This is a genomic window from Burkholderia sp. EMB26 (assembly GCF_024730645.1).
In the GTDB taxonomy this organism is placed as follows: Bacteria; Pseudomonadota; Gammaproteobacteria; order Burkholderiales; family Burkholderiaceae; genus Burkholderia; species Burkholderia cenocepacia.
Window position 1 is genome coordinate 1,153,608 of record NZ_CP078071.1, and the last position, 26,800, is coordinate 1,180,407.

Genomic DNA, 26,800 nt, shown 5'->3' on the forward strand with positions numbered 1-26,800 from the left:
TCGAAATAACCTCGGCCCGAAGATCGACTGCGCATCACCGCTTTCGATATCGGCAGACGCGCCGCCACGCCTGCTCGGTCGCTTGCGCTGGCGCGTCCCGATATCGGGCAGGCGAACGACTTGAAAATCCGAAATCCATTGATCAATAATGATCACTCGCATCGGCGCCAATATTGTCCCCGCGCCGAATTGCAGCAGTCGTCATAACCTCCCATCCGCTGTTTCACGTTTCGATCGCTATCTCGCCTCGAAGGGGTCTCCATGACTCGAGAGCTGATTCTGCGCGCGCCGGAAACATTCATCACCGACTCGCCCGCTGCACTGGATACGGCCCGGCCGCCATTGCCGACGCATCTCGCCGTCATCCTCGACGGCAACCGGCGCTGGGCGGACCGCCTCGGCCTGCCGGCCGCCGACGGCTATCGGGCCGGCGGGCGCAACGTGCACGCGCTGCTGTCGTGGTGCGAGGAAACCGGAATCCCGTTCGTGACGCTGTGGCCGCTGTCCACCGAGAATCTCCAGCGCGACGCCGGGGAATTGCGCGACCTGCTCGCGGTGATCGGCGACGTCTTCGACGAGCTTGCCGCCTGCGGCCGCTGGCGCCTGCACGTGATTGGCGACCTGACGCAGTTGCCGCCCGCCACCGCCGAGCGCATCCGCACCGCGCAGCAACGCACGGCCCACGCGCGCGGGCTCGACGTGAACATCGCGGTCGCGTACAGCGGCCGCCTCGACCTGCTGCACGCGGTCCGCTCGCTGATCGCGGAGCATGTCGCCGCCGGCACCGTCGAGCAGTTGCTCGCGCAACTCAGCCCGGAGCTGATCGCGAGCCGGCTCTACACGGCCGGCCAGCCGGAGCCGGACCTCGTGATCCGCACGTCGGGCGAGCAGCGCCTGTCGAATTTCATGCTGTGGCAAACCGCTTTCTCGGAGTTCTATTTCACGCCGACGTGCTGGCCCGATTTTGGACGCGACGATTTCGAACAGGCCATCGATGCGTACGGCAAGCGCGCGCGCCGGTTCGGCAAGTAGCGCCGGACCGTCCTTCATGACACCCGTTGTCACCCGCCATCCGCGAGGCACGCCATGTCCACCGTTGAAACCGTTACCGCCGAAGCCGCCGCGCCCGCGCTCGTGCTGCCGCACCTGTTCCACCCGTTCGACACGCCCGTGCATCCCGACGCCGACCGCGCCGAAGCCGACCTGCTCGCGTGGATGAACGGCCATGGCTTGCTCGACGATCCGCGCTGGGCCAACGGCATCCGTCACGGCAAGGTCGGCGAATACTGCTCACGCGTCTATGCGCACGCGACCTTCGACGGCCTGTGCACGACGAGCCGCGCGTATGGCTGGATCTTCGCGATCGACGACGGCCTGTGCAGCCTGCACGGCGTCGCGCGCGCCCCGGGCGAGCTCGGCGCGCTCTACCTGTGGCTGTACGAAATGATCGCCGACCCGACCGGTCATGATCCGGCGCCGCTGCGCGCCGCGCTGGCGGGGCGCCTGCCGCACCTGGCCGCGTTCCTGCCCGCCCTGCAACGGGCGACGCAGGACATCTGCGCGCGTATCGCCGCTGCATCCACACGCGTGCAGTACGCCCGCTGGGTGGCGGGAATGATGACGTTCCTGTTCTCGACGCTATGGGAAACCGGCCGGTTCGCGACCGACGTCGTGCCCGGCGAGGCCGAGTACCTGTCCGGTCGCACCTATAACGGCTGCGGCGAAGGCGCGTTCGCGCTGATCGACATCGCCGCGGGCTACGAAGCGCCCGCCGCGTTCTACGCAGACGAAGAAGTCGAGCGCCTGCGCAAGCTGTCCGGCCTGATCCTGTGCCTGTGCAACGACATCTTTTCGTATCCGAAGGAGGCCGGCGAATCGAGCAGCAATCTCGTCTGCGTCCTGATGCACGAACGCGGGCTCGCGCCGCAAGCCGCGCTCGACGCGGCGGCGGACATCCACAACGGCTATCTCGCGCGTTATCTGGATCTGGAAAAAAAGGTGCGTGCGCGCACCGACGATCGCGCGTCGCTGCGCCTGCTCGACGAGGCCCGCACATACATTCGCGGCAACTACGACTGGCACTTCGGTTCGCCGCGTTACGGTGCGGCGAAACACTACGACCTGTCCCGTGCGCTGCGGCCCGGACAGACGAGCGCTGCGACATGACCTGTCGCTCGGCGACGGATGAAAACCGGAAAAACAAAAAAATCAGCGAACATCCACACGGGGCCGGTGCACAGCCGCGTGGATGTTCGCTCAGGGCTCCGGGTCTCCCGATGGGGGTTGAGAGTCCCGGATTCGCTTCCTGCGTGCCATGGACATATGTGCGTCGGAAGCGGAATCGTTGCGCGCACTTGTCGTCGCGCCATGAACTGCACTATAGGGAAACTTGCGAAACGCATCTGTCAACCATTGTCAGACGCGTTGCAGCCGCACGTCGCACGCGCGCGCCGCTTTCGCGCTAAAGTGGTTCCCGATCGCCACCCTCGACCGTCCTGCCGATGCTCACGCTCTCGCCCGCCGCCGCCCGCGCACTGCATCTCGCCGCACAGGGCCTGCTCACGCCGCCCCGCCGCAAGGCCACCAAGTCCGACGTGCTCGACACGATCCGCCGGATGGCGCAGTTGCAGATCGACACCATCCACGTCGTCGCGCGCAGCCCGTATCTCGTGCTGTTCAGCCGGCTCGGCGATTTCTCGCCGCAGTGGCTCGACGAACATCTCGCCGAGGCGCGCCTGTTCGAATACTGGTCGCACGAAGCGTGTTTCCTGCCGATCGAGCAGTTCGGGCTGATGCGCTACAAGATGCTCGATCCGTCGGGGATGGGCTGGAAATATGCGGCCGAATGGCATGCGCAGAATCGTCCCGAGATCGAACGGCTGCTCGCGCGGATTCGCGCGGAAGGCCCGGTGCGGTCGGCGGATTTCGCGCGCGAGGACGGCGTGAAGGGCAACGGCTGGTGGGACCGCAAGCCCGAGAAGCGTCACCTGGAAGTGCTGTTCACGACGGGCGACCTGATGGTGTCGGAGCGCCGCAATTTCCAGCGTGTGTACGACGTGCGCGAACGCGTGCTGCCCGGCTGGGACGATACGCGCGACCTGCCGCCGCGCGAAGCCGTGCTGCCCGCGCTGCTCGACTACACGTGCCGCGCGCTCGGCGTCGTGCGCGCGGACTGGGTGGCCGACTACTATCGGCTGCCGCGCCGCTCGTACCGCGCGGAGCTGGAACGGCTGGCGGAGGCCGGCGACCTGATTCCGGTGCAGATCGACGACTGGAAGGAGCCGGCCTACGTGCATCGCTCGCTCGATGCGTGGCTGCCGGCCGCCGCGGCCGACACGTTGCGCTCGACGGTCACGACGCTGCTGTCGCCGTTCGATCCGGTCGTCTGGGACCGGCGGCGCGCGTCGACGCTGTTCGGTTTCGATTACACGATCGAGTGCTACACACCCGAGCACAAGCGGCGCTACGGCTATTTCTGCCTGCCCGTGCTGCATCGCGGCCGGCTGGTGGGCCGCGTCGATGCGAAAGCGCATCGCACGCTCGGCACGTTCGAACTGAAGGCCGTGCACGTCGAGCCGGGCGTGCGCTTCGGCACCGGGCTCGCGGCCGACGTCGCGAAGGCCGTGAAGAAACTCGCGGCGTGGCACGGCACGCCGGAGGTGACGGTCAGGCATGCACCGCCGGAACTGGTGAAGGCGCTGGCCGACACGTAACGCGCACAGGTTCGCGCGGCCGGCCCGCGCGGCGGCGTACGCGCCGCCGGCCGCGGATCAGTCGCGCAGCTTGCGAAAACGCGGCGTGCCGTCTTCGAGATTGCCGTTGAACATGGCTTCCGGCCGCACCCACAGCCCGCGCGCATGCGGCCACAGATGCTCGTAGACGACCACCGATTCCTCGGTTTCGGAATGGCGGGCAACGCCGATGTAGCGGTACAGGCCGCCCTTGTAGTGGCGGTGCGTCGCGAGCTGTTCGGCTTCCTGTTCGGTCATGGTGTGCTTCTCTTCGGCAAAAAGGGAAAGCGCGTATTGTATGCGCTGCGCCGCCCGTCAGCGTGTCGTGTAGATGTCGGGGCGGCGGATCTCCATCAGCCGCTCGGGGTTCGCCGGCGGGCCGAAACCGACCGGCCGGTACAGCGCGTGCGCGTCGGTCGTCGCGAGCATGATGCGGCGCAGCCGCCGCACCATCTCCTGCGCGAATATATGGTCGATCAGCGCGCGGCCGTAGCCGTTGCCGCGTTCGGCCGGCAGCACGAACACGTCGCACAGGTACGCGAACGTCGCCTGATCGGTGACGAGCCGCGCGAACCCGACGAACCGGTCGCCGACGTACGCGCCGAAGCACAGCGAACCGTCGATCGCGCGCTCGACCACGTCGCGCGGAATGCCCTGCGACCAGTACGCGTCGCGATGCAGGAAATCGAAGATCGCGTCGATGTCGAGTTCGCGCTTGTCGGTGGAAAATCTCAGCGTGGCGGGGGTGGCTGCGGGCACGTCTGTTCTCCGGTCGGGACGGAAGGCGGAGCATCGACGATACCGCGCTGGCGAGTGGCGGACAAGGGGCGCAACGATCCACCGCGGACGAACGGTCGTACTCTGCCGGCTTCGATTCGGTGACAATGTCATCGCCCGATAAACCTGCCACGCTGCATCATGACCTACCGCCTCATCGCCTTCGACTTCGACGGCACGCTCGCCGATTCGCTCGACAGTTTTCTCGCCGCGCTGTCGGAAGCGTCGCGCCTGCACGGCTTTCGCGACGCCACGCCCGAACTGCGCCCGGCGCTGCGCGGCATGTCGGCGCGCGACATCATCCGCGCGCTCGACGTGCCGATGTGGAAAGTGCCGCGCGTGACGATCGACATGCGCCGCCTGATGCAGCCGCGTGTCGCGCACGTGCGGCTGTTCCCCGGCGTCGACGAAACGTTCGACGCGCTCGCCGCGCGCGGCATCCGCATCGCGATCGCCACGTCGAATACCGAGGCGATCGTGCGCGACCGGCTCGGCCCGCGCGCCGGCGCGCGCGTCGACCATTTCGCATGCGGGATTCCGCTGTTCGGCAAGGCGCGTCGTCTGCGCGCGCTCGTTCGCGAGGCCGGCGTGCGCGCCGACGAAGTGCTGTACGTCGGCGACGAAATCCGCGATGCCGACGCGGCACGGCGTGCACGGATCGCGTTCCAGGGCGTCGCGTGGGGCTATACGGCGCCCGACGCGTTGCAGGCGCATTGCGCGACGCCGTTGCTGCCGCGCCTCGACGCGCTGCTCGAACGCGTGTAACGCGTTCGCCGCGCCACGCGCGCATGCAGCCACGGCAGCCGCCACGACAACATCACGTCGATGCAATGCGGATGACACGCACCTGCATCTCATGCATTGCATGCGCCACGCGCGCGCAAAAATTGCCGCCACCGCACGCGCATCAGGTACGCGCTACCTGCCTGCGCGCATGCCCATCGATTCGTCTTACCAACCGTTACACAAGCCACAGCACGGTTGCACCTGCTACCCGAGCGCTCTCCTAGAATCAGTCGGGCCGGGAAACACTTCGAACGCCGCCGCGGCAGAGTGGCCATCGAATCCGGCCCGGGCGCGCCCGGTCTCTCGCACAGCGACGGATCACACGATCCGTTTTTCAACCAGAGCCCCGATCGAAAGGAGGTCCCATGAACCGCTTTCCCCCCATCTCGCGCCTTGCCTTGTCTGCCGCCGGCCTGCTTCTCGTCGCCGTGACGGCGACCGCGCAAACCGCGCAACCGGCCCCCGCCGCGTCCGCCGCGCCGGCTGCCACCGCGACGCGCATCCACGAAGCCGACCAGACCTTCATCACGGACGGCACGAAAACCGTGTCGACCCAGCACGACGCCGCGCGCATCGCCGATTCGCGCACGTCGGACAGCCAGGTCAAGGCCTTCGCGCAACGCGTGTCGACCGACGATGCGAAGATCATCCAGGCGATGCGCGCGGCGAGCCCGCGCGGCGTCGACGTGCCGGCCAACGACCCGGACACGACCGTGCTGAACAGCATCAAGAGCTTGCGCGGCGCCGACTTCGACAAGGCCTACATCGAACAGGTCGCGCTCGCCGGCCAGCAAAAGGCGATCTCGGCATTCCAGGCCGAAATCGCATCGGGCCGCGACACCAAGCTGAAGGAAGTCGCACGCCAGGCGCTGCCGATCCTGCAGGCGCACTATGCAGACGCGCAGAAGCTCGCGCAGCGTCATCACCTCGCATCGGCGCAGTAACACGATGCAGCGCCGCGCATCGTGCGCGGCGCACCGCCCCCTGTCGCGTCGCCGCCTCCCCTGCCGGCGGCGCGGCACACGTTACGTCGCCAGCTTCGCGTCGAGCCGCGCACGCACTTCCGGCCATTCGTCGTCGATGATGCTGAAGCGCACCGAATTGCGCTTGCGGCCGTCCGGCATGATCCGTTCGTGACGCACGATGCCCTCCTGTTTCGCACCGAGCCGCAGGATCGCCGCGCGCGATTTCTCGTTCAGCTCGTCCGTCGTGAACTGCACGCGTACGCATCGCATCGTGTCGAACGCATAGGTCAGCAGCAACCACTTCGCTTCGGTATTCGCCCGCGTACGCTGCGCCGATTCGCTCAACCACGTATGGCCGATCTCCAGCTTGCGATTCGTGCGATCGATCTTCCAGAAGCGTGTACTGCCGATGGCGCGACCCGATGCGCGATCGACGATCACGAACGGCATCACGGTGCCGGCCGCGCGGCCCCGCAACGCCGTGTCGATGTAGGCGTCGACCGTCTGCGCGCCCGGCACGACCGTGACCTTCAGGTTCCACAACTCGCCGTCGGCTGCAGCGTCCAGCAGCGCTTGCCGGTCGGACACGTCGAGCGGACGCAGGACGACACGTTCGCCGACGAGGGTCGGTTGTTCGAGGGAAGACGATGCGTCGGTCATGACGGGATTCCGGAAAATGAGGACGATGGCGGCGAAACGCCCATCATACGGTGCCGCTAGCCGAGGTGCGCGGCGAGCCGGCGGCGGATCGCCTTCGCTTCGCCGCGCAATGCATCGGCGAACGCATCGACGAGCAGGCTCTTCGGCCGGTGCTCGGGCACGATCACGCTGACCCGGTACGGAAACGAGCGCGTCAGCGGCCGCACGTGCAGATCGCGGCCGACGAAATCGAGCGCCGTGAGCGGGTTGACGATCGCGGCCCCGAGCCCTTGCCGCACGAACGCGCACACCGACACCGCCGATGGCGTATCGACCACCGAGCGCGGCGCGACACCGAGTTGCGCGAACGCCTCGTCGATCAGGATGCGGTACGGATCGTTCAGCGACAGGCTCACGAACGGGCGGTCGGCGAGATCGAGCAAGTCGATCGCGTCCTGCGCGAGCAGCGGATGGCCGTCGGGCAGCACGCACACTTCATCGACTTCGAGCAGCGGCGTGAGCACGGTGCCGGCCGGCGCGACGTCGTGCTCGGTCAGCCCGAGGTCGTAACGCTGCGCGGTGAGCCACTCCTCGAGCACCGGCGACTCCTGCGTCGTGACCGACACGCTGACACCCGCATGCGCATCGTGAAAGCGCCGGCACGCGCCGGGCAGGATCGCGTGCGAGAACGCCGGCAGCGCGATCACCGACAGTTGCCCGTCGCGGAATTCGCGCAGGCGCGCGGCCGTCGCCGCGACGCGTTCGAGCCCCACATACGCGAGCCGCACGTCGTCGAACAGCGTGAGCGCGGCCATCGTCGGGCGCAGCCGGCCGTGCGCGCGTTCGAACAGCGCGAAGCCGACGACCTGCTCCATCCGCGCCAGTTCGCGGCTGATCGTCGGCTGCGACGTGTACAGCATCTCGGCCGCGCGCGTCGTGCTGCCGGTGACCATCAGCGCACGGAACACCTCGATATGACGGTGCGTCAGCATGATCGTATATATCAGAAATGAATCGAATGAAGATAAATCTGCATTTTACTGTATAGCCGATCAGGCGCATCATCCCGCTATCCGTTCATTCCATCCGGTTCATCCGCCATGTCTCTCGATTCCCGCCAGCTCGCGACGCTCGCGCAGCAATACGGCACCCCGCTGTGGGTGTACGACGCCGACGTCATCCGCGACCGCATCGCCCAACTGCGCCAGTTCGACGTGATCCGTTACGCGCAGAAGGCGAATTCGAACGTCCATATCCTCAAGCTGATGCGCGAAGAAGGCGCGTGCGTCGACGCCGTGTCGCTCGGCGAGATCGAGCGCAGCCTCGCGGCGGGGTTCAGCCCGGCAGGCGAACCGGAAGGCGTCGTGTTCACGGCCGACCTGATCGATCGCCCGACGCTCGCGGCGGTGCTCAAGCATGGCGTGACCGTGAACGCCGGCTCGCTCGACATGCTCGCGCGCATCGGCGAGCACGCGCCCGGCCACCGCGTGTGGCTGCGTGTGAATCCCGGGTTCGGCCACGGCCACAGCAACAAGACCAACACCGGCGGCCCGCAGAGCAAGCACGGCATCTGGATCGACGACGTACCGCGCGCGATCGAGATCGTGCGCCAGTACGGGCTGAAGCTGGTCGGCATCCACATGCACATCGGTTCGGGCGTCGACTACGGCCACCTGTCGCAGGTGTGCGATGCGATGGTCGATCTCGTCACGTCGCTCGGCCACGACATCGATGCGATCTCGGCCGGCGGCGGCCTGTCGATCCCGTATCGCGACGGCGAACCGCGCGTCGACGTCGGTCACTACTTCAGCCAGTGGGACGCCGCGCGCAAGCGGATCGAACGGCATCTCGGCCACCCGGTGCGCATCGAGATCGAACCGGGCCGCTTTCTCGTCGCCGAAGCAGGCACGCTCGTCACCGAGGTGCAAGCCGTCAACCGTCGGCCGAAGCACGATTTCGTGCTGATCGACGCGGGCTTCAACGACCTGATGCGCCCGTCGATGTACGGCAGCTATCACGCGGTGTCGGTACACGCGCACGATGGCGCGCTGCCCGCCGGCCGGCCGCTCGTCGATCTCGCGATCGCGGGGCCGCTGTGCGAATCGGGCGACGTGTTCACGCAGGATGCAGGCGGCGTGGTCACGCACCGCAAGCTCGCGCAGCCGCAGATCGGCGACCTGCTGTTCCTGCACGACGCGGGCGCGTACGGCGCGTCGATGTCGTCGAACTACAACAGCCGGCCGCTCGCGCCGGAAGTGCTCGTCGATCGCGGCAGGCCGCGACTGATCCGCCGCCGGCAGACGATCGGCGAATTGCTCGCGCTGGAAACGTTCGAGTAACCCGCGCCCGGCGTGACGAACGCCCAACGGCCAGGCTTGCCGCTACCGGCAGCCTGGCCGTTTTGCCTTGGGCCGCGTCATCGGGTGCAGGATCGGGCGCACGTCGCGATCACGCGTATCGGCGGCAATCGGCTTGCCGCCAGTCTCGCACCGGAGGGCGTCGGCCTGATGCGCGGCACGCCGCTGCGCCTGCGTCACCCCGCACGCTGCACGGGCGCCATCTTCGAGAAGTACTTCGCGCCCGCCACGCAGCCGACCACGACGACCGTCACGACCACCATCGACGGCGGCACCGTCTCGTGCAGCAGCCCGGCCGCGAGCAGGAGGCCGAAGAACGGCTGCAGCAGCTGCAACTGGCCGACGCCCGCGATCCCGCCGAGCGCCAGCCCGCGATACCAGAACACGAAACCGATCAACATGCTGAACAGCGACACGTACGCGAGCCCCCACAGCGCGGCGGCGTCTACTCCGTCGAACGACGCGGGCCAGGTCAGCCACGTGAGCGGCAGCATCAGCGGCAGCGACAACACGAGCGCCCACGAGATCACCTGCCAGCCGCCGAGCTGGCGCGACAGGCGCGCGCCTTCCGCATAACCGAGCCCGCACGCGACGATCGCGGCCAGCATCAGCGCATCGCCGACCACCGACGCCTGCCCGCCGTTGCGCAGCGCGAACGCGGCCACCGCGCCGCTGCCGACGATCGAGAAGATCCAGAACGGCAGCCGCGGCCGTTCCCCGCCGCGCCACACGCCGAACAGCGCGGTCGCGAGCGGCAGCAGCCCGACGAACACGATCGCGTGCGCCGACGTCACGTGCTTCAACGCAAGCGCCGTCAGCAACGGGAACCCGACCACGACACCGAGCGCGACGATGGCCAGCGACACGGCCTCGGCGCGCGACGGCCGCCGCTGCTTCAGCACGACGAGCAGCAGCAGGCCCAGCGCACCGGCGATGGTCGCGCGGGCGAACGTCAGGAACAGCGGGTCGAGCCCTTGTACCGCGACACGCGTCGCGGGCAGCGAGCCACTGAAAATGATGACACCCAGCAGGCCGCTGAGCCATCCGTCGGTCGTCTTTTGCACGGTCGATCCTGAATGGGGAAATGGATGATGGATGACCGATGATCCGCCGCCGGCGAAAACGGCGTAAGCTACAGCCCAATACAATTCAGACAAACTGTGCTGGACAACCGGCCGTACAGTTCATCGTTCGCCATGAACCATTCCGCCCCGATTCCCGCTCCGCCCGCGCCGTCGCGCACGCGCGTGGAAACCGTCATGGATACGTTGCGCGCGCGGATCTCGAGCCGCGCGCTGATGCCCGGCGCGCGCGTGCCGTCGATCCGGATGATGGCCGATGCGCTCGGCGTATCGAAATCGACGGTCGTCGATGCGTACGAACGGCTCGCGAGTGAAGGCGTGCTCGTCGCCCGACGCGGTTCGGGCTTCTATGTATCGGGGCACGCACCGCCGCTCGCGCTCGCGGAACTCGGCCCGCGCCTCGATCGCGCGCTCGATCCGCTGTGGCTGTCGCGTCAGTCGCTCGAAGCGGCGCCGACGTCGGTGAAGCCCGGCTGCGGATGGTTGCCGTCGTCGTGGCTGCCCGACGAAAGCCTGCGGCGCGCGTTGCGCGCCGTGTCGCGCGACGAAGCCGATGCGCTGACCGACTATGCGACCCCGCTCGGCCTGCCCGCGCTGCGCCAGCAGCTTGCGTGGCGGCTCGCGCAGCACGGCGTCCACGCGGAACCCGCGCAGATCATGCTGACCGACGGCGGCACGCACGCGCTCGACCTCGTGTGCCGCCTGCTGCTGGAGCCCGGCGATACGGTCGTGCTCGACGATCCGTGCTACTTCAACTTCCAGGCGCTGCTGCGCGCGCATCGCGCACGGATCGTCAGCGTCCCGTTCACGCCGAACGGCCCCGATCTCGTGCGCTTCGAGCAGGTACTCGCCGAGCACCGGCCGCGCCTGTACATCACCAACGCCGCGCTGCACAACCCGACCGGCGCGACGCTCGCGCCGCCCGTCGCGCACCGGCTGCTGACGCTCGCGGCCGAGCACGGGCTGCTGATCGTCGAGGACGACATCTTCGCGGATTTCGAGAGCACGCCCGCACCGCGCCTCGCGGCGTTCGACGGGCTGTCGCGCGTCGTGTCGATCGGCAGCTTCTCGAAGACGCTGTCGGCCGCGATCCGCTGCGGCTATGTCGCCGCGCGTCCGGAATGGATCGACGCGCTCGTCGACCTGAAGCTCGCGACGTCGTTCGGCAATGCACAGATCGGCGCGAACGTCGTGCACCGACTGCTGATCGACGGCACGTACCGGCGCCATCTCGACAGCCTGCGCGCGCGTCTCGCGGACGCGATGGGCGAAACGATCCGGCGCCTCGCGCGGGCCGGGCTCGGGATCTGGACGGAGCCGCGCGGCGGGTTGTTCGTGTGGGCGCAATTGCCGGACGGACTCGACGCCGCGCGCGTCGCGCGTCATGCGCTGGACCATGACGTGGTGCTCGCGCCCGGCGACGTGTTCAGCGCGTCGCGCAGCGCGACGTCGTACATGCGCTTCAACGTGTCGCGTTGCAAGGGTCCGGCGGTGTTCGATGCGCTGGCGCGGGCGATGGAGGCGGTGCGGGTGGTCGAGCGCGGCGGCGCGCCGGCGAATGCCGGCAGCCGTGTACTGGCCGGCAAGTGACGCGAACCTGCCGCGCAGCGGCGGGATGGCCCGCCGCCTGCGTCACACCTCCCCCGCATGCGCCCTCGCCCGGACCTCGGCGAACGACGTATCGACGAGCAAACGCCCGGTGTCGAACACCGTCTCGAGCGCCTCTTCCCATTCGCCTTCCAGCACGCGATCATCCCACGCAACCGGCAACGTCACCGTCCGATATTCCCCGGTGCGCCAATTGCGCAGCAACGTCAACCGCCCCTGCTTCGAGCGCTTGCCCCGATCGGTGACCGGATCCTTGCGAACGTCGTGCCATACGCCATCACGCCGGATGGCCGAACACTTCATCGCGAAGCGCTGCGTATCGCGGTTCACGCGCTGCAACAACGCACCGCCCATGCCGAACACCACGTTGCCGGCCGCATAGCCGGCATCGTCGAGCGCGGCGAGGATCGCCTCGATCGACTGCTCGTCGACACCGTCGCCCTGGATCACGCGCACGCGGTTCAGCACGCGCCGCCCCTTGCCGTTCACGGTCGAACCGAACGACGCGTCGAGCGCGCGCACGGTCTGCAGCACGATCGTCACCGGATCGCCGGAATCGGGACGCACGACGAGCGTCGCGCCCGAATCGAGCACCGCCTGCCGCAGTTCGCCACCCCATAGATCGAGCGCGGCGAACAGATCATAGGAGTCCGACACGACCGATACGATCGCACCCGGCAAACCGAAGCGCCTGATCATGTTGCGGTACGCATCGGCCTCGCCTTCGCGCCCCCACGACGTGATCGTGCTGTGCTCGGCCGCCGGCACCGAGTAGGCGGCCATCGGCTCGCGATAGAAGCGGTTCGCGGCCAGCACGCCGAGCACCGTGTCCGAGCCCATGAAGTTCACGAGGTGCGCGGCGCCGCCGATCGCGGCCGATTCCGCGCTCGACACGCCGCGCGCGCCGAAGTCGTGCAGCTTGAACGGCAGTTGCGCGAGATCGTCGTCGGCCCGTTCGAGGAAGCGGCGAATCGTCTGCCGCAGGTGCCAGCTGCGGGTCGCCACCGTCACCGGATACCAGATGCGCAACAGCATCGTCTCGAGATACGACGCGAGCCAGAACACCTGCGGATCGTCGCATTCGACCGTCATCAGCACGTTGTTCACCGGCACGATCGAGCCTTCCGGCACCGCGCGGATCCTCACCGGCAGGTAACCGTCGTAGTGCTCGACGACATAGCGCCATCCTGCTTCGTTGAACGGCTCGCCGTGCACCGTGAAGAAATCGCGCGCGTCGTCGATCATCGCGTGCGTGACCGGCTTGCACAGGTACTGCTTCAGCAGCATCTGCAGGCCGAAGAACAGCGTGCGGTCGTAACGGCCGCCGCGCGATTCGACGTACGAGAACATCGCCGATGCGTCCGGCGGATACTGCAGGAAGTGGGAAGCCTTGTACGAATCCGTGTTGAGAATCGGATTGGCGAGAACCGCGGCAAAGCCGCCGGGATCGTTTTGCATGGCTAGAGCTCCTCTAGGCCGTTGAAGTGCCGCCGCGTCTGTCGCGGCGGACCGATGCGGGGAATCAGCGCGTCACAGCTTCCCCAGGAAGTGATACGCGATGTCGAAGTGATCCTCGAACATCACGTTGCGCATCTGCGCGAATTCGTTGAGCGGGACCCAGCGCGCCTTGTCGGCGTCGTCGCTGCCCTTCACGCGCGGCAACTCGCCGGTCGGGAAGTTGAACAGGCACGCATGCGTGATCGTGCGGCCACGCAGCGAACGCGTCGGGTGATCGAACACCTGGCGATCCTTGATCGAGCCGCGCAGCACGGGTTCCGGCAGCTTGAGGCCGGTTTCCTCGCGCAGCTCGCGGATGCACGCCGCATCGAGCCGCTCGTCCTGGTTCACGAAGCCGCCCGGCAGCGCCCACAGGCCGCGACCCGGTTCGCTGCGGCGGCGCACGAGCAGGATATGGCCCGAGTGCACGACCACCGCGTCGACCGTCACGAACGTGACGGGATACGGCGCGGCCGCCCACGCCTTGCGATACGCGGCGATGAATTCGGCTTCCGACTTCAGTTGCGCGAATTCCGGCTGCGTGCGAAAACGCTCGAGCCAGCCGAACACGGGTTCCGGCACGGCCCACTGCACGAAGCTGTTGGTGCGTTCGGCGAAATACTGGTCGCGGATCTCGGTGGCGGAAATGTCTTCCGTCGCATCGACGTCGACGAGCTCCCATTGCGGGAACATCCGCAGGTAATACGAGGTGGCGTCCTTCTCGTGGCCGATCAGCCCGACCTTGCGTTGCGCGACGTCGCCGAGCGCGACGGCCACCGCATCCTGCACCCAGCGCACCCAGTCGCCGTCGTTGTAGGTCGAATCCTGCAGCGGTGCGATCGTCACGCGGTCGCGCTCGGACGCGTCGAGCAGCGAAGCCAGCATCTGGCGGCGCTCGTCGAACGAGAACGGATCCTTGATGGTGCGGGGCTTGTCGGTCGACCCGATCAGCACGCACACGCGCTCGGCCCGGCTCAGTGCCGACTTCAGCACGTTCAGGTGACCACGATGCGGAGGCTGGAAACGACCAATGAAAACGAGCGCGTCGAAGCGCCGGTTCTGTTGCGTACTCATGAGGCTCCCTCAAGAGATTGAAACGCTCCGGGTCTGTCCCGAAGGGTTGAGATGAATCCTAGGGGAATTCCCGAGGGACGTCAATCGAGCTGATTCGAGCCCGCGCTCGACTTGACGAAGTCTGACGAAACACGCGTTATTGGCGAGTTACACTCGATTTCATCCCAATCCGCGCCACGGCGCCCGCCCTCATGAGGATCTCCGTCAGCCGGACCGTCGGCGTCGATCGCAGACGCCTGTTCACGTGGTCGCAGGACTACGGGCGGCGGCTCGTCTGGGACAACTTCCTCATCGATGCCTATCTGCTCGACGGCACGACCGCCGACGTCGGCGTCGACGCGTTCTGCCGCAGCCAGTCGGGCGCGACGATGGTGTCGCGCTACATCTCGTACCGTCCGCCGCAGGTCGCCGCCGTCGAAATGGTCGAAGGGCCGAAGGTGCTCGAACGCTTCAGCGGCAGCTGGAATTTCACCGAGCGCACGGCCGGATCGACCGAGGTGAAGTTCACGTACCACTTCCGCGCCCAGCCGTCCTGGCTGCGCTGGCTGCTCGAACCGCTGATCGGCGCGTTCTATCTCGTGCAGACGCGCCGGCGTCTCGATTCGTTCAAGCGCTGGGCCGAAGCCGAAGCGCTGCCGCGCTGACCGGCGTAAGCCGGCTGCGCCATCGGCTATTTGCCAGATTCGCCGAAGCCGGGGAAACGCCGGGCGGCCGCCACCCCGCCGCGCGCCACCTGCTGCCGGACCTGCGCGTGCGTGCCGAGCGCCGCGGCGATCGCATCGACCGCGTCGGCGGCACGCGCCGCGCCGCACATGAACGCATCGACGGCCGCGAAGCGATGCTCGGGCCACGTGTGGATCGTGATGTGCGACTCCGCCAGCAGCACGACGCCCGTCACGCCATGCTCGCCGCCGAAATGATGGAAATGCGCGCCGATCACGCGCGCGCCGGCCCGTTGCGCCGCGTCGGTGAGGATTGCTTCGAGCCGCGCGGCGTCGCGCAGCAGCGTCGCATCGATGCCGGCCAGATCGGCCAGCACGTGCGAGCCGAGCGTCGAGTCCGGCGACACGCTCCCGTCGCGTGCGGTCATTTGTGCGACCCGTACGACGAGTAGCCGCTGCGCGCCGACGAACTGCCCCACCCGCCGCCGCCCGAACCGCTGCCGCCGATCGAAGAACAACTGAACAGCGTGACGACGATCAGGCCGTAGATGCCGTAGAGAATGTACCGGATCACGCGTTGCCCCCGTCCGGCGCAAACCGTTTCCACAGCCATTCCGGCAGCCACAGCACCAGCAGGCCGACCAGCACGTAGACGGAGCGGCCGGTGAACGAGAACAGCGAGCCCATGTTGAAGATCACGAGCAACGCGCTGAACATGAACGGCAGCGGCGCGAAACTGTGCGGCCCCTTTCGGCCGAACAGGCCCATCGATTCGGTGGCGCCGGCGGCCGCCGGCGTGGCCGCCGCGAGCGCGGGCGTGCCGAAGCGCTCGGCGAGCGCGCCGGCCGACAGCGGGCGCGCGCGCGACCAGACGATCTCCGCGTCACTGCGCTCGCGCGTGAGCTTGTCCTTCTGCCAGCCGTAGTCGATGATCGACGTGCGATCGCCCGCCTGCACGCGCCAGTTGAATGCACCGACCACGTAGACGACCTCCGATTCGTATTCCTCGCGCAGCCGGTAGGTCTTGCCGTCGTCGGTCACGTTGCCGGATTCGCCGCCGATCGTCGGCCAATGGTCGAGCACCTGCACCCGTTCCCAGCGCCCGTCGCTCTGCACGAGCCACAGGAAGCCGCGTTTCGGGTTCAGCAACAGGTACTCGTCCCACGTCTCGTCGTCGCCCGGCACGCGGCAGCGCATCATGCCGATCACCGTGTACTTCACGCCGTCGAACGTGCCGATCGCGCCGAGTTCGAGCGCGCCCTTCACCGATTCGAGCTTGCGCCGCGCCGCGAACACGGTCTGCTGCTGCGCCGTGCACTGCACGCCCGCGTGACAACTGCCGCACACGACGTAGTCGGCCACGTTCGGTGCATACGACAGCGGCGCGCCGCAGCTCGGGCACGCGAACGGCACCAGCTCCGCGCCGCGCTTGTCGCGCGTATCGTTTTCGGTGTCGCGCAGCCCGGTGAACGCGAGCGCGTCGAATTCCAGCGCCTCGCCCGCATAGACGGCCGGGATGCCGCCGTTCGGTTCGGCGTCGGAATAGTCGTAGGTCGCGAATGCATTGCCCGTGCGCAGGTCGGCGACGCGCGCCTCCCAGCCGGCATCGACGCGAAACGGCAGCTCGCCGTCGCCGCCCGTGCAGCGCGCGGTGCGCACGTCGGACACCAGAAACGCGCGGCCGCCGTGGTCGATCCGCATGCCCGGTTCGAGCGTGTCGAATGCGGGCCATGCGCGGCCCGACGCATCGTCGGGTTCGCGCACCGTGATCGCGTACTGGCCCGACGCATCCGACAGCCAGCCGAACGCGCCGTCGTCGAACACGACGTACCACTCGCTCCATGCACCGGCGTCGTAGGTCATCTGGATGCGCCCGAGCACCGTGAACGCGCGCTTGTCGTAGCGGCCGGCCGTGCCGATCTGGATCGGCGACGCATCGTCGAGCACCGTGGCCAGTTCGCCGATGCGCTCGACGTCGGCGCCGCGCTTGAGCAGCGTGCTGCGACAGAACGCGCAGACGGCCATTACCGCCGCGGCCGAGCGAAACTCGACCGGCGCACCGCACTGGGGGCACGAGGTACGGAACATGCGCGACGCTTACCGGGTGAGCTTCGCGAGAATCTCGGCCTTCGCGCGCGAATATTCGTCTTCGGTCACGAGGCCCTTGTCGAACAGCGCCTTCAATTGCTCGAGCCGCTGCACGTAATCGGTGCTCTCGGCCGGCGCGGCGGCCACCGGCGCGGCAACGGGCGCGGGCGGTGCGGCCTGTGCCGGTTGCGCGGCGCCCGCGATCTGGCCGGCCATCGCCTGCCCGATCGCCGCGCCCGCGGCGAGCCCCGCGCCGACCCCGGCGATGCCGCCCGGGTTTTGCGCGGCGAGCGGAATCGCCTGCGCGGTCTGGTATTGCGTGGCGCGCACGAGATCGCCGGCCATCCCGGCACCGATCCGCAGGTCGAGCGCCTTCTGCAGTTCGGCCGGCAGCGACACGCTCTCGACCGCGAACGCGTCGAGCGCCAGCCCGTAGCGCGTGAACACCGGCACCAATGCCTCGGCGACACGCTGCGACAGCAGCGACTGGTTCGCGGCCATGTCGACGAACGGCACGTCGGCCGAGCCGAACGTGGTGCTCATCGCGGTGACGACCAGGTTGCGCAGTTGCTGCTCGAGATCATCGACCGTGTATGCCGCGCGCGTGCCGCTGACCTCGCGATGGAACGCGGCCGCATCGACGATCCGATACGAGTAGATGCCGAACGCGCGCAGCTGCACGAAGCCGAATTCGCGGTCGCGGATCGTCACCGGCTGCGCGGTGCCCCAGCGCCGGCCCAGCTGCAGCCGCGTGCTGAAAAAGTAGACGTCCGACTTGAAAGGCGACTGAAAGAATTTGTCCCAGTTCTTCAGGTTCGTGAGCACCGGCAGCGTGCGCGTTTCCAGCGTGTAGAGGCCCGGCTGGAACACGTCGGCGACCTTGCCTTCGTTGACGAAGATCGCGACCTGCGTTTCGCGCACGGTCAGCTTGCCGCCGTACTGGATTTCCTGGTCTTCCATCGGATAGCGCCAGGCCAGCACGCCGTCGGTGTCTTCCGTCCATTGCAGGACGTCGATGAACTGCTTGCGGATGAATGAACCCAGACTCATGTCGGTCTCCTCGGAACGCGTGGCGCGTCAGGTCAGGCAGGCGGCATTGATGATGCCGACGACGAGCGACGCGGTGCCCATCAGGCCGCCCATCGCGACGTTGCGATCCTCGATCGCATGATTCATGCCGGGCATCACGCGCGTCAGCACCGCGTAGGCGATCAGTTGCACGATCATCGCGCCGATGGCCCAGATCACGACTTCGCCGAGCGTCGCGTTGTGCGCGATGCTGGACGCGAGCGTCAGGCAGAAACCGATCAGTGCGCCGCCGAACGACAGCGTCGCGGCCGCGTTGCCGTCGCGAATCAGCGCCAGTTCGTCGAACGGGGTGACCTTCAGGTACACTGCCGCGAACACGAGAAGCAGCACGAACGCCGACAGTAAATGAACCGCATAAAGATAGGCACTATTCATTCTTTTCCTCGGATTTTGTGCTCGGTTCGCCGCCCCGTCGCCGGCCGGCCCGCACGGGGCCGCCAGACGAAAATCCGCGCCAGTATATCCACATTGCCGAACACTGCACAACGGATGCGCGATGCTGCATAAGCGCGCGCTCGTCCTGTCGATTCTCGTGCTCGCGTCCTGCGGGCTCGGCTACGAACTGATCAGCAGCGCGCTGTCGAGCTACCTGCTCGGCGACTCGATCCTGCAGTTCTCGTCGGTGATCGGCTGCTACCTGTTCGCGATGGGGATCGGCTCGTGGCTCGCGAAGTTCGTCGAGGACGACGACGTGCTCGACCGCTTCGTCGACATCGAGCTGCTCGTCGGCCTGCTCGGCGGCGTGTCGGCCGCGCTGCTGTTCGTCGTGTTCGCCTGGCTCGCCGCGCCGTTTCGTGCGGCGCTTTACGCACTGGTGCTCGCGCTCGGCCTGCTGATCGGGATGGAGATTCCGCTCGTGATGCGCGCGTTCCAGCAGCGGCGCCAGGCATTCCGCCATACCGTCAGCGAGGTGCTGACCTTCGACTATCTCGGCTCGCTGGCCGTGTCGCTGATCTTCCCGCTCGTGCTCGCGCCGCGTCTCGGCCTGCTGCGCACGAGCTTCCTGTTCGGCCTCCTGAACGCACTCGTCGCACTGTGGACCACGCACCTGTTCCGCGACGAGATCCGCAACGTGCGCGGCAAGCTGATGCGCGCATCGCTCGTGATCGGGCTGCTGGTCGCCGGATTCGCGCTGTCGGACCGCATCACGCACTGGGCCGAGCACGGCGTGTACGGCGACGAGACGATCTATTCGGAAACGACGCCGTACCAGCGCATCGTGCTCACGCAATGGCACGACGACATGCGGCTGTACCTGAACGGCAACCTGCAATTCTCGTCGCGCGACGAGCACCGCTATCACGAAGCGCTGATCCACCCGACGATCGAGGCACTGCCGTGGGCGAAGCGCGTGCTCGTGCTCGGCGGCGGCGACGGCCTCGCGGTGCGCGAACTGCTGAAGCACCGCAACCTCGAACAAATCACGCTCGTCGATCTCGACCCCGCGATGACGATGCTGTTCTCGACGTCCGTGCCGCTCGTCAAGCTGAACCAGGGCGCGCTGAAGGACCCGCGCGTGCACGTGATCAACGACGACGCGGTGCGCTGGCTCGAATCGAATGCCGACGTGTACGACGCAATCGTCGTCGATTTCCCCGATCCGACCAACTTCGGGCTCGGCCGCCTGTACTCGGTGCCGGTGTTCCGGCTGCTGGCGCGCCACCTGTCGGAGAACGGCTACACGGTGATCCAGTCGACCTCGCCGTACTTCGCGCCGCACGCGTACTGGACCATCATCGCGACGCTGCACGAAGCCGGGCTCAACACGTGGCCATACCACTGCTACGTGCCGTCGTTCGGCGACTGGGGCTTCGTGATCGCCGGCAAGCGCCGCGACTTCACGGTGCCGACGCATTACTCGGTGCCGACGCGCTGGCTCGATGCGCAAACGGCCGCCGAGATGTTCCACTTCCCGGCCGACATGCCGGCGCTGTCGATGTCGCCGAACGAACTCAACGACCAGCCGCTCGTGCGCCGCTTCGACGACGACTGGAAGCACGTGCTGCGCTGATGGATCGCCGCACGTTCCTCGTCGCATCGGCGGCCGCGTCGCTCGCCGCATGCGGCCGCACCGGCTGGATCGAGACGACGCCGCGCGTCGACTACCCCGGCATGCGCGAAGGCCATGCGCTGCGCGACCATGCCGCGCTGCCCGCGCCGTCCGGCACGATCGAGACGGATGTCGCGATTCTCGGCGCCGGCGCGGCCGGGCTGTCGTGCGCATGGCAGCTCGCGCGCGCGGGCCATACGCGCTTCACCGTGCTCGCCGGCCCCGAATTCGGCGGCAACGCGGCCGGCGGGCGTTTCGGCGCGCTCGGCTATCCGAAGGGCGCGCACTACCTGCCGCTGCCGTCGCTCGAATCCGCGCATCTGCGCGACATGCTCGCCGATCTCGGCGTGATCGAATCCGCGCCGTTCTCCGCGCGCCCCGTGTACGACGAGCGTGCACTCGTCCACGCACCGGATGAACGCCTGTTCATCGATGGACAGTGGCAGGACGGCATCGTGCCGGCCACCGGCCTCGACGCCGACGCGCTCGCGCAGCAGGCGCGCTTCTTCGCGTACACGGACGGGCTGCGCACCGCACGCGGCGCCGACGGCCGCAAGGTGTTCTGCATCCCGATCGCGGAATCGTCGCGCGACCCGCGCTGGCGCGCACTCGACCGGCGCTCGTTTCGCCAGTGGCTGCACGACGAGGGTTACACCGCGAAGGCGCTGCACTGGTATCTGAACTACTGCTGCCGCGACGATTACGGCGCCGGCTACGAGCATGTCTCCGCCTGGGCCGGCCTGCACTATTTCTCGTCGCGCGGCGGCCATGCGGGCGATGCGAGCGACGGCGCGGTGCTGACCTGGCCCGACGGGCTGCACACGATGGTGACGAAGCTGAGCGAGTCGATCGCCGCGCGCACCGGCTCGAACACGTGGTCGCGCGATGGCTTCGCGGTGCGCGCGACCGAACGCGCGGGCGGCGTCGACGTGCTGTGCGCACGCGTCGGTCACGACGGCACGCTGTCGACGTTCACGCTGAAGGCGCGCCGTGTCGTATGTGCGATGCCGCTGTTCGTCGCGGCGCGCGTGTTTCCGCAGCTTGCCGCGTACGGTTTCGAACCTGCGCGCGACTTGCCGCCGCGCGCGCCGTGGCTCGTGTCCAACTTCCTGCTCGACGGCATGCCGGCCGAGGAAGCCGGCGTGCCGCTCGCGTGGGACAACGTCGTCTACGACGGCGCCGGGCTCGGCTACGTCGTGTCGACGCACCAGTTGATCCGGATGTCGCCGCCGACGCGCTCGGTGTTCTCCGCCTATCAGGCATTGAGCGCGCAAACGCCGGACGATACGCGCCGCTGGCTCGCGCAGGCGAAGCCCGACGCATTGCGCGAGCAGGCGGCGATCGACCTGCAGGCCGTGTACGGACGCGAGCTGTGGAAGCATGCGACCGCGCTCGAGATCACCGTCCGCGGCCATGCGATGGCCACGCCCGACGTCGGCTTCCTGAGCCGGCCGGGGCTGCTCGCGCTGCGCTATGCCGACGGCCCCGTCGTGTTCGCGCATGCCGACCTGTCCGGACTGTCGCTGTTCGAGGAAGCGTCGTACTGGGGCATGCTGGCGGCACATCGCGTGCTCGCCTGACAACCGTCGCGCGTCATTGCGGCGTCGCCGCCACCCGCTATAATCGCGCGACATTCCGACTGCATTGAGCAGGCCGACGGCGGCGCGCCGTTCGACGCGCCGTCCGCCCCTCTCGACAACAACAATGACGAACCGAACCTTCCGACGCCTTCGCCCGCTCGTGCGCGCCGCCGCGCGCATGCTCGCGTGCGCCCCGCTGCTCGGCGCGCCGCTGGCGCTGCACGCGGCCGACACCGCGGCCACGCCCGTTACCGAGCCCGCGTCCGGCCGCTACATCGTCGTCGACACCGGTCATACGCCCGCGCATCCGGGCTCCACCGGCGCCAGCGGCCGCGTCGAATATCTGTACAACCTCGACCTGTCCGGCGCCGTCGCCGACAAACTCGCCGCGCACGGCGACCGCGTGCTGCGCACGTCGGCGGACGGTCGCGAGATCGCGCTCAATCAGCGCTCGACGCAGGCGCCCGACGCTAACCTGTTCGTGTCGATCCATCACGACTCGATGCAGCAGCAGTTCATCGACGCGGGCCGGCAGCGCGAATTCCGCGGCTTCTCGGTGTTCGTGTCGGAGCGCAATCCGCACTATGCGGAGAGCCTGCGTTGTGCGAAGGCGATCGCCGAGCGGCTGGTCGCGGCCGGCGAACGGCCGTCGCTGTATCACGCGCAGCCGATCCGCGGCGAGAATCGTCCGCTGATCGACCCGCAACTCGGCATCCACCGCTTCGACGATCTCGTCGTGCTGCGCACCGCGCCGATTCCGGCCGTGCTCGTCGAAGCCGGCGTGATCGTCAATCCGGACGAAGAAGCGCGGCTCGCGCGCCGCGAGACGATCCAGCGCCTGTCCGCCGCGATCGCGGGCGGCATCGACGCGTGCACGACGCCCCAATAACGACGGTCTCGCCCGTCGCGTTCAACGGTTTTCACCCAGTCAGGAGCATCACCATGAAGAAAAAGAATCTGCTCGCATCCTGCGCGTTGCTCGCGCTCGCCGTTCCGTTCGCCGCGCACGCGGCCGGCTGCGGAAAGCCGCGCAGCGCGTTCGACCAGGTCTATTGCACGAGCACGCAGTTCTCGCAGTCCGACCGCGATCTCAACGACGAATACGGCCGGTTGCGCAAGCAACTGAGCGGCGACCAGCAGGCGACGCTGAAGGCCGGCCAGCTCGCGTGGCTGAAGCAACGCGATGCGCAGTGCAGCGAAACGCGCGGCAGCAGCTACCTCGTCGACATCCAGTGCGCGAACGACATGACGCAATCGCGACTGTCGTTCCTGCGCGAGCGTGAGCGCGAATGCTCGAGCACCGGCTGCGTGACGTCGAAGCTCGGCGAATAAGGTCGCCACGCGTGCCGTGCCGCGAAGCACGTCGCGGCACGGCACGCTGCTCGAAAGGAACGACGATGCGGCATCAATTCGCCGAAGTCCTCAACGATCTGATCGACTACTTTCTCGTCGGCGATCTTCTGCTGCTGAAACGCTACAAGGACGAACACGGGCTGCCGGACGACGTCGCATCGGCGTTCACGACCGGCGACAGCGGCGACCACGCGGTGCTCGAAGGCATCGTCATTCCGCTGGCCGGCATCGAGAATCATCCATATACGGTCATCTTCACGCTGGACGACGGCACGCCCGAATTGCTGAAAGCAGGCAGTCGTCTGCAGCATCGGCGCGGTGGATACGTATTGCGCGTCGCGCATCGTGCGGTGATGCTCTACACGTGGCGCATTCTCGAACGCTTCACCGACGACACGGTGAATGCGCTGCTTGCGCGCTATCGCGAACCAGGCAGGCCCGTCATTGAAATCGACAACGGCTGGTACGACGTCGAGATCCTCGGCGGAGAAATCGCACGCGACGGCTGGTTCGAACCCGCGTTCGAGTTCGTGCTGAAGAAAACCGACGCACCGGGCAACGCATCACACGTGGACATCCACTACCGTTTCGCCATCGACGCCAGCCTGGATCCGGCGACGTGAATCCGGCAGGCGGCAGCGCGGCAACCGGCAACCGGCCACACGGAGGGCGCATGGCATCGAATACGACGACGATCGACATCCGCGCGGCCACCGCCGCCGATGCACCGGCCATCGCCGGCATCCACGTCGCGTCGTGGCAAGCGACCTACACGGACATCATGCCGGCCCCGTTCCTCGCCGGCCTGTCGGTCGAAAAGCGCACGGCCGCATGGCGCCCGGTACTCGACGCGGGCCGGCCATGCGTCGCGCTCGCGTTCGCGAACCACGCACCGACCGGCTGGATCGCGTACGGCCCGACGCGCGACGCCGACAAGGACCGGGCGTGGGGCGAAATCGAAGCGATCTATCTGCATCCTGCGCATTGCGGGCAAGGGATCGGTGCGCGGCTGGTCGACCATGCATGCCGGGCGCTGCACGACGCGGGTCATGCATGGGTGTCGCTGTGGGTGCTGGTCAAAAACCGTCGGGCAAGAGCATTCTACGAACGCGAAGGTTTCGTCGCCGAAGACGACATCAAGACCTTCGAGATCGACGGTACGCCGATCGAGGAAGTGCGCTACTGGCGCGCCCTACCGAAGCGGTCGCGATGACGGCAGCGCCTCCTCCGTCGCCAATCGTTCCTGCATCAGCTGCAGCAGCGCGCGAATCTTCGCGTTGACCGAATTCCGGCTCGCGTAAGCGGCATGCAGCTGCAGCGGCGCCGGCGCCATCTCCAGCGGCACGCGCACCAGCCGCCCTTCGGCAAGCTCCACCGCGCACGCGCGTTCGACCAGAATCGCGAAGCCGATCCCGTTCACCGCCGCGAGGCCCGCCATCTCGCCGCTATTGACGCGATACCGGCTCGCCACCGGAATCTTGTGAATCCGTCCGTCGCGATCGGCGAACTGCCACGGCTGCCCTTTCAGCGTGCTCAACGTCGTGATGCACGGCAACTGCCGAAGCTGCTCCGTCAGGCCAGGCATCCCGACCCGCGCGACCAGTGACGGCGCGGCCACGACGACGCTCGGCAAACTCGCGAGCGGCCTGACGACGAACGCACTGTCGTCCAGCTTGCCGCGATTGACGATGATCGACAGGTCGATATCGTCGCGCAGCGTCGACATGCCCGCGAGGCTGGTGTCGCAGTCGATCTCGACACGCGGATGGCGGCTCGCGAATTCCGCGACGATCGGCCCCAGCATGCGCGGCCCGATTTCGCCCGGGACGCAAAGCTTCAACACGCCGCGCAATTCCGTTTGCTGCGACGTCAGCTCGCATTCGGCCTGCGTCAGCGCGTCGAGCATCGGCCGTGCACGCTCGTGCAGCAACCGCCCGGCCTCGGTCATCCGCAGGTGCCGCGTGCTGCGCTCGAGCAAGCGCACGCCGAGCCGCGACTCCAGTTGCGCCACATGACGGCTCACGTTGGAACCCGGCAGCGCGAGCATGCGCGCGGCGCCGGCAAAGCTGCCTTCATCGACGACCGTCACGAACACACGCACCGCATTCAGATCCAGCTTGCTACGCATCATTATCCCGTTGGAGGTATCAAAGCCTGCCGATTTCGATGGCTTATCCCGCCAGAGACCATAATTTACGATGCTCATCCCGTCAATGCGACGCCCGGGCACGCACGCGCGTGCCAGCGAGCGTTCGCACGACACAGGCAAGGAGCGTCATGAACATTGCAATCCTGGGCGCCGGCGTGGCCGGCATGAGCACCGCACTCGCGCTCGCCGGGCGCGGCCACGAGATCCGGCTGTACGAACGCAGGCCGGCGGAATCGACGATGGGCGCAGGCGTGGTGCTGTGGCCGAATGCCGGCTTCGTCCTCACCCAGCTCGGCCTGCTGCCGGACATCGTCGAGGCCGGCGGCCGCCTGCATGCGATGCGGCGCATCGACCGGCACGGCACCCTGCTCAAGGCCACCGAGATCGGCGCGCTCGACCGCCGCATGGGCTTCCCGACGGTGTCGATCCTGCGGCGCGACCTGCAGGCCGTGCTGACCCGGCACCTCGCCGCGCGCGGCATCGAGGTCCGCTTCGGCCACGGCGCAACGGCTATCGATACCGGCGCGGACGGTCGTGCCGTCGTTCGCTTCGACAACGGCACGACGATCGCCCCCGATCTCGTGATCGGCGCGGACGGCCGCATGAACTCCATCGCGCGACGTCATGTGGTCGGCGACAACACCCCCGTCTATCAGGGCTTCGTCAACTGGATCGGCGTCGCGCAAAGCAATGCGCCGCTGGTCGACGAAGTGTCGATATTCGATTACTGGGGCACGCGCGAACGCTTCGGCATCGTCGCGCTGGACCGGCATCGCGTGTACTGGGCGGCGGCATGGCCGGAAGCCGACAGGTGCGATACGGCGGAAGACGATCCGCGCGGGATGCTGGAACGGCGCTTCGCGCCGTGGCCGGCGCCCGTCACGGACGTGATACGTGCGACGCCAGCGGACACGCTCACGAAGATCCGCGTGCACGATCTGGATCCGGTCGACGCATGGCACCGCGGCAACGTACTGCTGATCGGCGACGCCGCGCACGCGCCGCTCCCGACCTCCGGACAAGGCGCCTGCCAGGCGCTCGAAGATGCGTGGCATCTTGCCCGGTGCCTCGACGAATACGATTCAGCCAACGGCGGCGATCTCGATGCGGCGCTTACGGCGTTCACGCTGCGGCGCAGCGGGAAAACCGCCGCGATCACCGAGCGTGCGCGTGAATTCGCGCACCTGTTATTCAGCGACGACGTGAGCGACAGCGCCCGACAACGGATCGATCCGGTCGCCGAAATCGAAGCGCTGACGAACGCGTGGGGCGCACACCTGCCGATGGAACAGGCGCGCGGACGATAAGCCGTG

At 67.7% G+C, this 26,800-nt stretch carries 28 protein-coding genes; 15 read left to right on the forward strand and 13 right to left on the reverse strand.

The window, feature by feature from the left end; genetic code table 11:
• The first annotated feature begins 261 nt into the window (after positions 1-261).
• The 3 genes from uppS to KU887_RS22025 all read left to right on the forward strand — a co-directional run bounded on the left by uppS (position 262) and on the right by KU887_RS22025 (position 3,713).
• A complete protein-coding gene (gene uppS, locus KU887_RS22015) occupies positions 262-1,032 on the forward strand; it encodes a polyprenyl diphosphate synthase (protein WP_062884865.1) in 771 nt (256 codons plus the stop codon).
• Positions 1,033-1,086: 54 nt separating this feature from the next.
• Complete coding sequence (locus KU887_RS22020) at positions 1,087-2,166, forward strand: hypothetical protein (RefSeq protein ID WP_006491212.1); 1,080 nt, start codon at positions 1,087-1,089, stop codon at positions 2,164-2,166.
• 335 nt (positions 2,167-2,501) lie between these two features.
• Positions 2,502-3,713, forward strand: a complete 1,212-nt coding sequence (locus KU887_RS22025; protein ID WP_062884866.1) for a winged helix-turn-helix domain-containing protein — start codon at positions 2,502-2,504, stop codon at positions 3,711-3,713.
• 57 nt (positions 3,714-3,770) lie between these two features.
• Here the strand turns inward: KU887_RS22025 and KU887_RS22030 are convergent, their stop codons facing one another.
• Together KU887_RS22030 and KU887_RS22035 are read right to left on the reverse strand one after the other, a co-directional pair.
• Complete coding sequence (locus KU887_RS22030) at positions 3,771-3,989, reverse strand: DUF1653 domain-containing protein (protein WP_006480837.1); 219 nt, start codon at positions 3,987-3,989, stop codon at positions 3,771-3,773.
• A gap of 57 nt (positions 3,990-4,046) precedes the next feature.
• Positions 4,047-4,490, reverse strand: a complete 444-nt coding sequence (locus tag KU887_RS22035; protein ID WP_006491201.1) for a GNAT family N-acetyltransferase — start codon at positions 4,488-4,490, stop codon at positions 4,047-4,049.
• A 159-nt stretch (positions 4,491-4,649) separates the two neighbouring features.
• On the opposite strand from KU887_RS22035, the gene KU887_RS22040 reads away from it, so the two are divergent.
• Complete coding sequence (locus KU887_RS22040; protein ID WP_006491197.1) at positions 4,650-5,273, forward strand: HAD hydrolase-like protein; 624 nt, start codon at positions 4,650-4,652, stop codon at positions 5,271-5,273.
• Between the two features lie 386 nt (positions 5,274-5,659).
• Positions 5,660-6,238 (forward strand): DUF4142 domain-containing protein, encoded by a 579-nt coding sequence (locus KU887_RS22045; protein WP_006491198.1) that lies wholly within the window; start codon positions 5,660-5,662, stop codon positions 6,236-6,238.
• A gap of 81 nt (positions 6,239-6,319) precedes the next feature.
• On the opposite strand, the gene KU887_RS22050 is transcribed toward KU887_RS22045, so the two are convergent.
• The gene (locus KU887_RS22050) at positions 6,320-6,919 is read right to left on the reverse strand and encodes a GNAT family N-acetyltransferase (RefSeq protein ID WP_034202103.1); all 600 of its coding nucleotides are present in this window, start codon (positions 6,917-6,919) and stop codon (positions 6,320-6,322) included.
• Between the two features lie 56 nt (positions 6,920-6,975).
• The gene (locus tag KU887_RS22055; protein WP_048989423.1) at positions 6,976-7,890 is read right to left on the reverse strand and encodes a LysR family transcriptional regulator; all 915 of its coding nucleotides are present in this window, start codon (positions 7,888-7,890) and stop codon (positions 6,976-6,978) included.
• A gap of 108 nt (positions 7,891-7,998) precedes the next feature.
• Here KU887_RS22055 and lysA point away from each other — a divergent pair, with 108 nt between their 5' ends.
• Positions 7,999-9,237: a diaminopimelate decarboxylase gene (gene lysA, locus KU887_RS22060; protein WP_212253302.1), complete on the forward strand. Its 1,239-nt coding sequence runs from the start codon at positions 7,999-8,001 to the stop codon at positions 9,235-9,237.
• 194 nt (positions 9,238-9,431) lie between these two features.
• Here the strand turns inward: lysA and KU887_RS22065 are convergent, their stop codons facing one another.
• The gene (locus KU887_RS22065) at positions 9,432-10,319 is read right to left on the reverse strand and encodes a DMT family transporter (RefSeq protein ID WP_006491199.1); all 888 of its coding nucleotides are present in this window, start codon (positions 10,317-10,319) and stop codon (positions 9,432-9,434) included.
• A gap of 132 nt (positions 10,320-10,451) precedes the next feature.
• Here KU887_RS22065 and KU887_RS22070 point away from each other — a divergent pair, with 132 nt between their 5' ends.
• On the forward strand, positions 10,452-11,927 hold the full coding sequence (locus KU887_RS22070; RefSeq protein WP_034202102.1) for a PLP-dependent aminotransferase family protein: 1,476 nt from the start codon (positions 10,452-10,454) through the stop codon (positions 11,925-11,927).
• Between the two features lie 42 nt (positions 11,928-11,969).
• On the opposite strand, the gene KU887_RS22075 is transcribed toward KU887_RS22070, so the two are convergent.
• Both KU887_RS22075 and KU887_RS22080 read right to left on the reverse strand, forming a co-directional pair.
• A complete protein-coding gene (locus KU887_RS22075) occupies positions 11,970-13,403 on the reverse strand; it encodes a nicotinate phosphoribosyltransferase (protein WP_258258089.1) in 1,434 nt (477 codons plus the stop codon).
• 72 nt (positions 13,404-13,475) lie between these two features.
• Positions 13,476-14,516, reverse strand: a complete 1,041-nt coding sequence (locus tag KU887_RS22080) for a bifunctional nicotinamide-nucleotide adenylyltransferase/Nudix hydroxylase (protein WP_012339666.1) — start codon at positions 14,514-14,516, stop codon at positions 13,476-13,478.
• 191 nt (positions 14,517-14,707) lie between these two features.
• Between KU887_RS22080 and KU887_RS22085 the strand changes: the two genes are divergently transcribed.
• Positions 14,708-15,160 carry an SRPBCC family protein gene (locus KU887_RS22085; protein WP_006491214.1) on the forward strand — a complete coding sequence of 151 codons (453 nt, stop codon included), beginning with the start codon at positions 14,708-14,710 and terminating at the stop codon, positions 15,158-15,160.
• Positions 15,161-15,186: 26 nt separating this feature from the next.
• Here the strand turns inward: KU887_RS22085 and speD are convergent, their stop codons facing one another.
• From speD to KU887_RS22110, 5 genes are read right to left on the reverse strand one after another with little or no spacing between them, the layout of a single operon-like run.
• Entirely contained in the window at positions 15,187-15,606 is a 420-nt protein-coding gene (speD, locus tag KU887_RS22090) for an adenosylmethionine decarboxylase (protein WP_258258095.1), read from the reverse strand.
• On the reverse strand, positions 15,603-15,752 hold the full coding sequence (locus tag KU887_RS22095) for a hypothetical protein (RefSeq protein ID WP_006491192.1): 150 nt from the start codon (positions 15,750-15,752) through the stop codon (positions 15,603-15,605). The genes speD and KU887_RS22095 overlap by 4 nt, the downstream gene beginning before the upstream one ends.
• The gene (locus tag KU887_RS22100; RefSeq protein WP_258258097.1) at positions 15,749-17,266 is read right to left on the reverse strand and encodes a DUF4178 domain-containing protein; all 1,518 of its coding nucleotides are present in this window, start codon (positions 17,264-17,266) and stop codon (positions 15,749-15,751) included. Before KU887_RS22100 ends, KU887_RS22095 begins: the two co-directional genes overlap by 4 nt.
• 9 nt (positions 17,267-17,275) lie before the next feature.
• Positions 17,276-18,316, reverse strand: a complete 1,041-nt coding sequence (locus KU887_RS22105) for an SPFH domain-containing protein (RefSeq protein ID WP_060266301.1) — start codon at positions 18,314-18,316, stop codon at positions 17,276-17,278.
• A gap of 27 nt (positions 18,317-18,343) precedes the next feature.
• Positions 18,344-18,730: a DUF350 domain-containing protein gene (locus KU887_RS22110; protein ID WP_006490342.1), complete on the reverse strand. Its 387-nt coding sequence runs from the start codon at positions 18,728-18,730 to the stop codon at positions 18,344-18,346.
• Between the two features lie 121 nt (positions 18,731-18,851).
• Between KU887_RS22110 and KU887_RS22115 the strand changes: the two genes are divergently transcribed.
• From KU887_RS22115 to KU887_RS22140, 6 genes are all read left to right on the forward strand, one after another.
• The gene (locus KU887_RS22115; protein ID WP_258258101.1) at positions 18,852-20,366 is read left to right on the forward strand and encodes a polyamine aminopropyltransferase; all 1,515 of its coding nucleotides are present in this window, start codon (positions 18,852-18,854) and stop codon (positions 20,364-20,366) included.
• Positions 20,366-21,985 carry an FAD-dependent oxidoreductase gene (locus KU887_RS22120; protein ID WP_258258105.1) on the forward strand — a complete coding sequence of 540 codons (1,620 nt, stop codon included), beginning with the start codon at positions 20,366-20,368 and terminating at the stop codon, positions 21,983-21,985. Before KU887_RS22115 ends, KU887_RS22120 begins: the two co-directional genes overlap by 1 nt.
• 124 nt (positions 21,986-22,109) lie before the next feature.
• Entirely contained in the window at positions 22,110-22,874 is a 765-nt protein-coding gene (locus KU887_RS22125) for an N-acetylmuramoyl-L-alanine amidase (RefSeq protein ID WP_060210890.1), read from the forward strand.
• A 53-nt stretch (positions 22,875-22,927) separates the two neighbouring features.
• Positions 22,928-23,317, forward strand: a complete 390-nt coding sequence (locus KU887_RS22130; RefSeq protein ID WP_006480817.1) for a lysozyme inhibitor LprI family protein — start codon at positions 22,928-22,930, stop codon at positions 23,315-23,317.
• Between the two features lie 65 nt (positions 23,318-23,382).
• Positions 23,383-23,961: a hypothetical protein gene (locus KU887_RS22135; RefSeq protein ID WP_084752178.1), complete on the forward strand. Its 579-nt coding sequence runs from the start codon at positions 23,383-23,385 to the stop codon at positions 23,959-23,961.
• 50 nt (positions 23,962-24,011) lie between these two features.
• Positions 24,012-24,551 carry an N-acetyltransferase gene (locus KU887_RS22140; protein WP_205671860.1) on the forward strand — a complete coding sequence of 180 codons (540 nt, stop codon included), beginning with the start codon at positions 24,012-24,014 and terminating at the stop codon, positions 24,549-24,551.
• On the opposite strand, the gene KU887_RS22145 is transcribed toward KU887_RS22140, so the two are convergent.
• Complete coding sequence (locus KU887_RS22145; protein ID WP_012493478.1) at positions 24,531-25,466, reverse strand: LysR family transcriptional regulator; 936 nt, start codon at positions 25,464-25,466, stop codon at positions 24,531-24,533. The two genes, KU887_RS22140 and KU887_RS22145, sit on opposite strands and share 21 nt — an antisense overlap.
• A 149-nt stretch (positions 25,467-25,615) precedes the next feature.
• On the opposite strand from KU887_RS22145, the gene KU887_RS22150 reads away from it, so the two are divergent.
• Complete coding sequence (locus tag KU887_RS22150; protein WP_258258119.1) at positions 25,616-26,794, forward strand: FAD-dependent oxidoreductase; 1,179 nt, start codon at positions 25,616-25,618, stop codon at positions 26,792-26,794.
• The last annotated feature ends 6 nt before the right edge of the window (positions 26,795-26,800 follow it).

What these genes read in the sequence shown, in the direction of transcription:
- KU887_RS22105 (WP_060266301.1), bottom strand. Translation starts at nt 18,316, where the DNA reads ATGAGTCTGGGTTCATTCATCCGCAAGCAGTTCATCGACGTCCTGCAA.
- KU887_RS22030 (WP_006480837.1), bottom strand. Translation starts at nt 3,989, where the DNA reads ATGACCGAACAGGAAGCCGAACAGCTCGCGACGCACCGCCACTACAAG.
- KU887_RS22140 (WP_205671860.1), top strand. Translation starts at nt 24,012, where the DNA reads ATGGCATCGAATACGACGACGATCGACATCCGCGCGGCCACCGCCGCC.
- KU887_RS22130 (WP_006480817.1), top strand. Translation starts at nt 22,928, where the DNA reads ATGAAGAAAAAGAATCTGCTCGCATCCTGCGCGTTGCTCGCGCTCGCC.
- KU887_RS22050 (WP_034202103.1), bottom strand. Translation starts at nt 6,919, where the DNA reads ATGACCGACGCATCGTCTTCCCTCGAACAACCGACCCTCGTCGGCGAA.
- KU887_RS22100 (WP_258258097.1), bottom strand. Translation starts at nt 17,266, where the DNA reads ATGTTCCGTACCTCGTGCCCCCAGTGCGGTGCGCCGGTCGAGTTTCGC.
- KU887_RS22145 (WP_012493478.1), bottom strand. Translation starts at nt 25,466, where the DNA reads ATGCGTAGCAAGCTGGATCTGAATGCGGTGCGTGTGTTCGTGACGGTC.
- speD (WP_258258095.1), bottom strand. Translation starts at nt 15,606, where the DNA reads ATGACCGCACGCGACGGGAGCGTGTCGCCGGACTCGACGCTCGGCTCG.
- KU887_RS22150 (WP_258258119.1), top strand. Translation starts at nt 25,616, where the DNA reads ATGAACATTGCAATCCTGGGCGCCGGCGTGGCCGGCATGAGCACCGCA.
- uppS (WP_062884865.1), top strand. Translation starts at nt 262, where the DNA reads ATGACTCGAGAGCTGATTCTGCGCGCGCCGGAAACATTCATCACCGAC.
- KU887_RS22080 (WP_012339666.1), bottom strand. Translation starts at nt 14,516, where the DNA reads ATGAGTACGCAACAGAACCGGCGCTTCGACGCGCTCGTTTTCATTGGT.
- KU887_RS22110 (WP_006490342.1), bottom strand. Translation starts at nt 18,730, where the DNA reads ATGAATAGTGCCTATCTTTATGCGGTTCATTTACTGTCGGCGTTCGTG.
- KU887_RS22070 (WP_034202102.1), top strand. Translation starts at nt 10,452, where the DNA reads ATGAACCATTCCGCCCCGATTCCCGCTCCGCCCGCGCCGTCGCGCACG.
- KU887_RS22045 (WP_006491198.1), top strand. Translation starts at nt 5,660, where the DNA reads ATGAACCGCTTTCCCCCCATCTCGCGCCTTGCCTTGTCTGCCGCCGGC.
- KU887_RS22120 (WP_258258105.1), top strand. Translation starts at nt 20,366, where the DNA reads ATGGATCGCCGCACGTTCCTCGTCGCATCGGCGGCCGCGTCGCTCGCC.
- KU887_RS22115 (WP_258258101.1), top strand. Translation starts at nt 18,852, where the DNA reads ATGCTGCATAAGCGCGCGCTCGTCCTGTCGATTCTCGTGCTCGCGTCC.
- KU887_RS22040 (WP_006491197.1), top strand. Translation starts at nt 4,650, where the DNA reads ATGACCTACCGCCTCATCGCCTTCGACTTCGACGGCACGCTCGCCGAT.
- KU887_RS22020 (WP_006491212.1), top strand. Translation starts at nt 1,087, where the DNA reads ATGTCCACCGTTGAAACCGTTACCGCCGAAGCCGCCGCGCCCGCGCTC.
- KU887_RS22135 (WP_084752178.1), top strand. Translation starts at nt 23,383, where the DNA reads ATGCGGCATCAATTCGCCGAAGTCCTCAACGATCTGATCGACTACTTT.
- KU887_RS22055 (WP_048989423.1), bottom strand. Translation starts at nt 7,890, where the DNA reads ATGCTGACGCACCGTCATATCGAGGTGTTCCGTGCGCTGATGGTCACC.
- KU887_RS22025 (WP_062884866.1), top strand. Translation starts at nt 2,502, where the DNA reads ATGCTCACGCTCTCGCCCGCCGCCGCCCGCGCACTGCATCTCGCCGCA.
- KU887_RS22085 (WP_006491214.1), top strand. Translation starts at nt 14,708, where the DNA reads ATGAGGATCTCCGTCAGCCGGACCGTCGGCGTCGATCGCAGACGCCTG.
- lysA (WP_212253302.1), top strand. Translation starts at nt 7,999, where the DNA reads ATGTCTCTCGATTCCCGCCAGCTCGCGACGCTCGCGCAGCAATACGGC.
- KU887_RS22125 (WP_060210890.1), top strand. Translation starts at nt 22,110, where the DNA reads ATGACGAACCGAACCTTCCGACGCCTTCGCCCGCTCGTGCGCGCCGCC.
- KU887_RS22075 (WP_258258089.1), bottom strand. Translation starts at nt 13,403, where the DNA reads ATGCAAAACGATCCCGGCGGCTTTGCCGCGGTTCTCGCCAATCCGATT.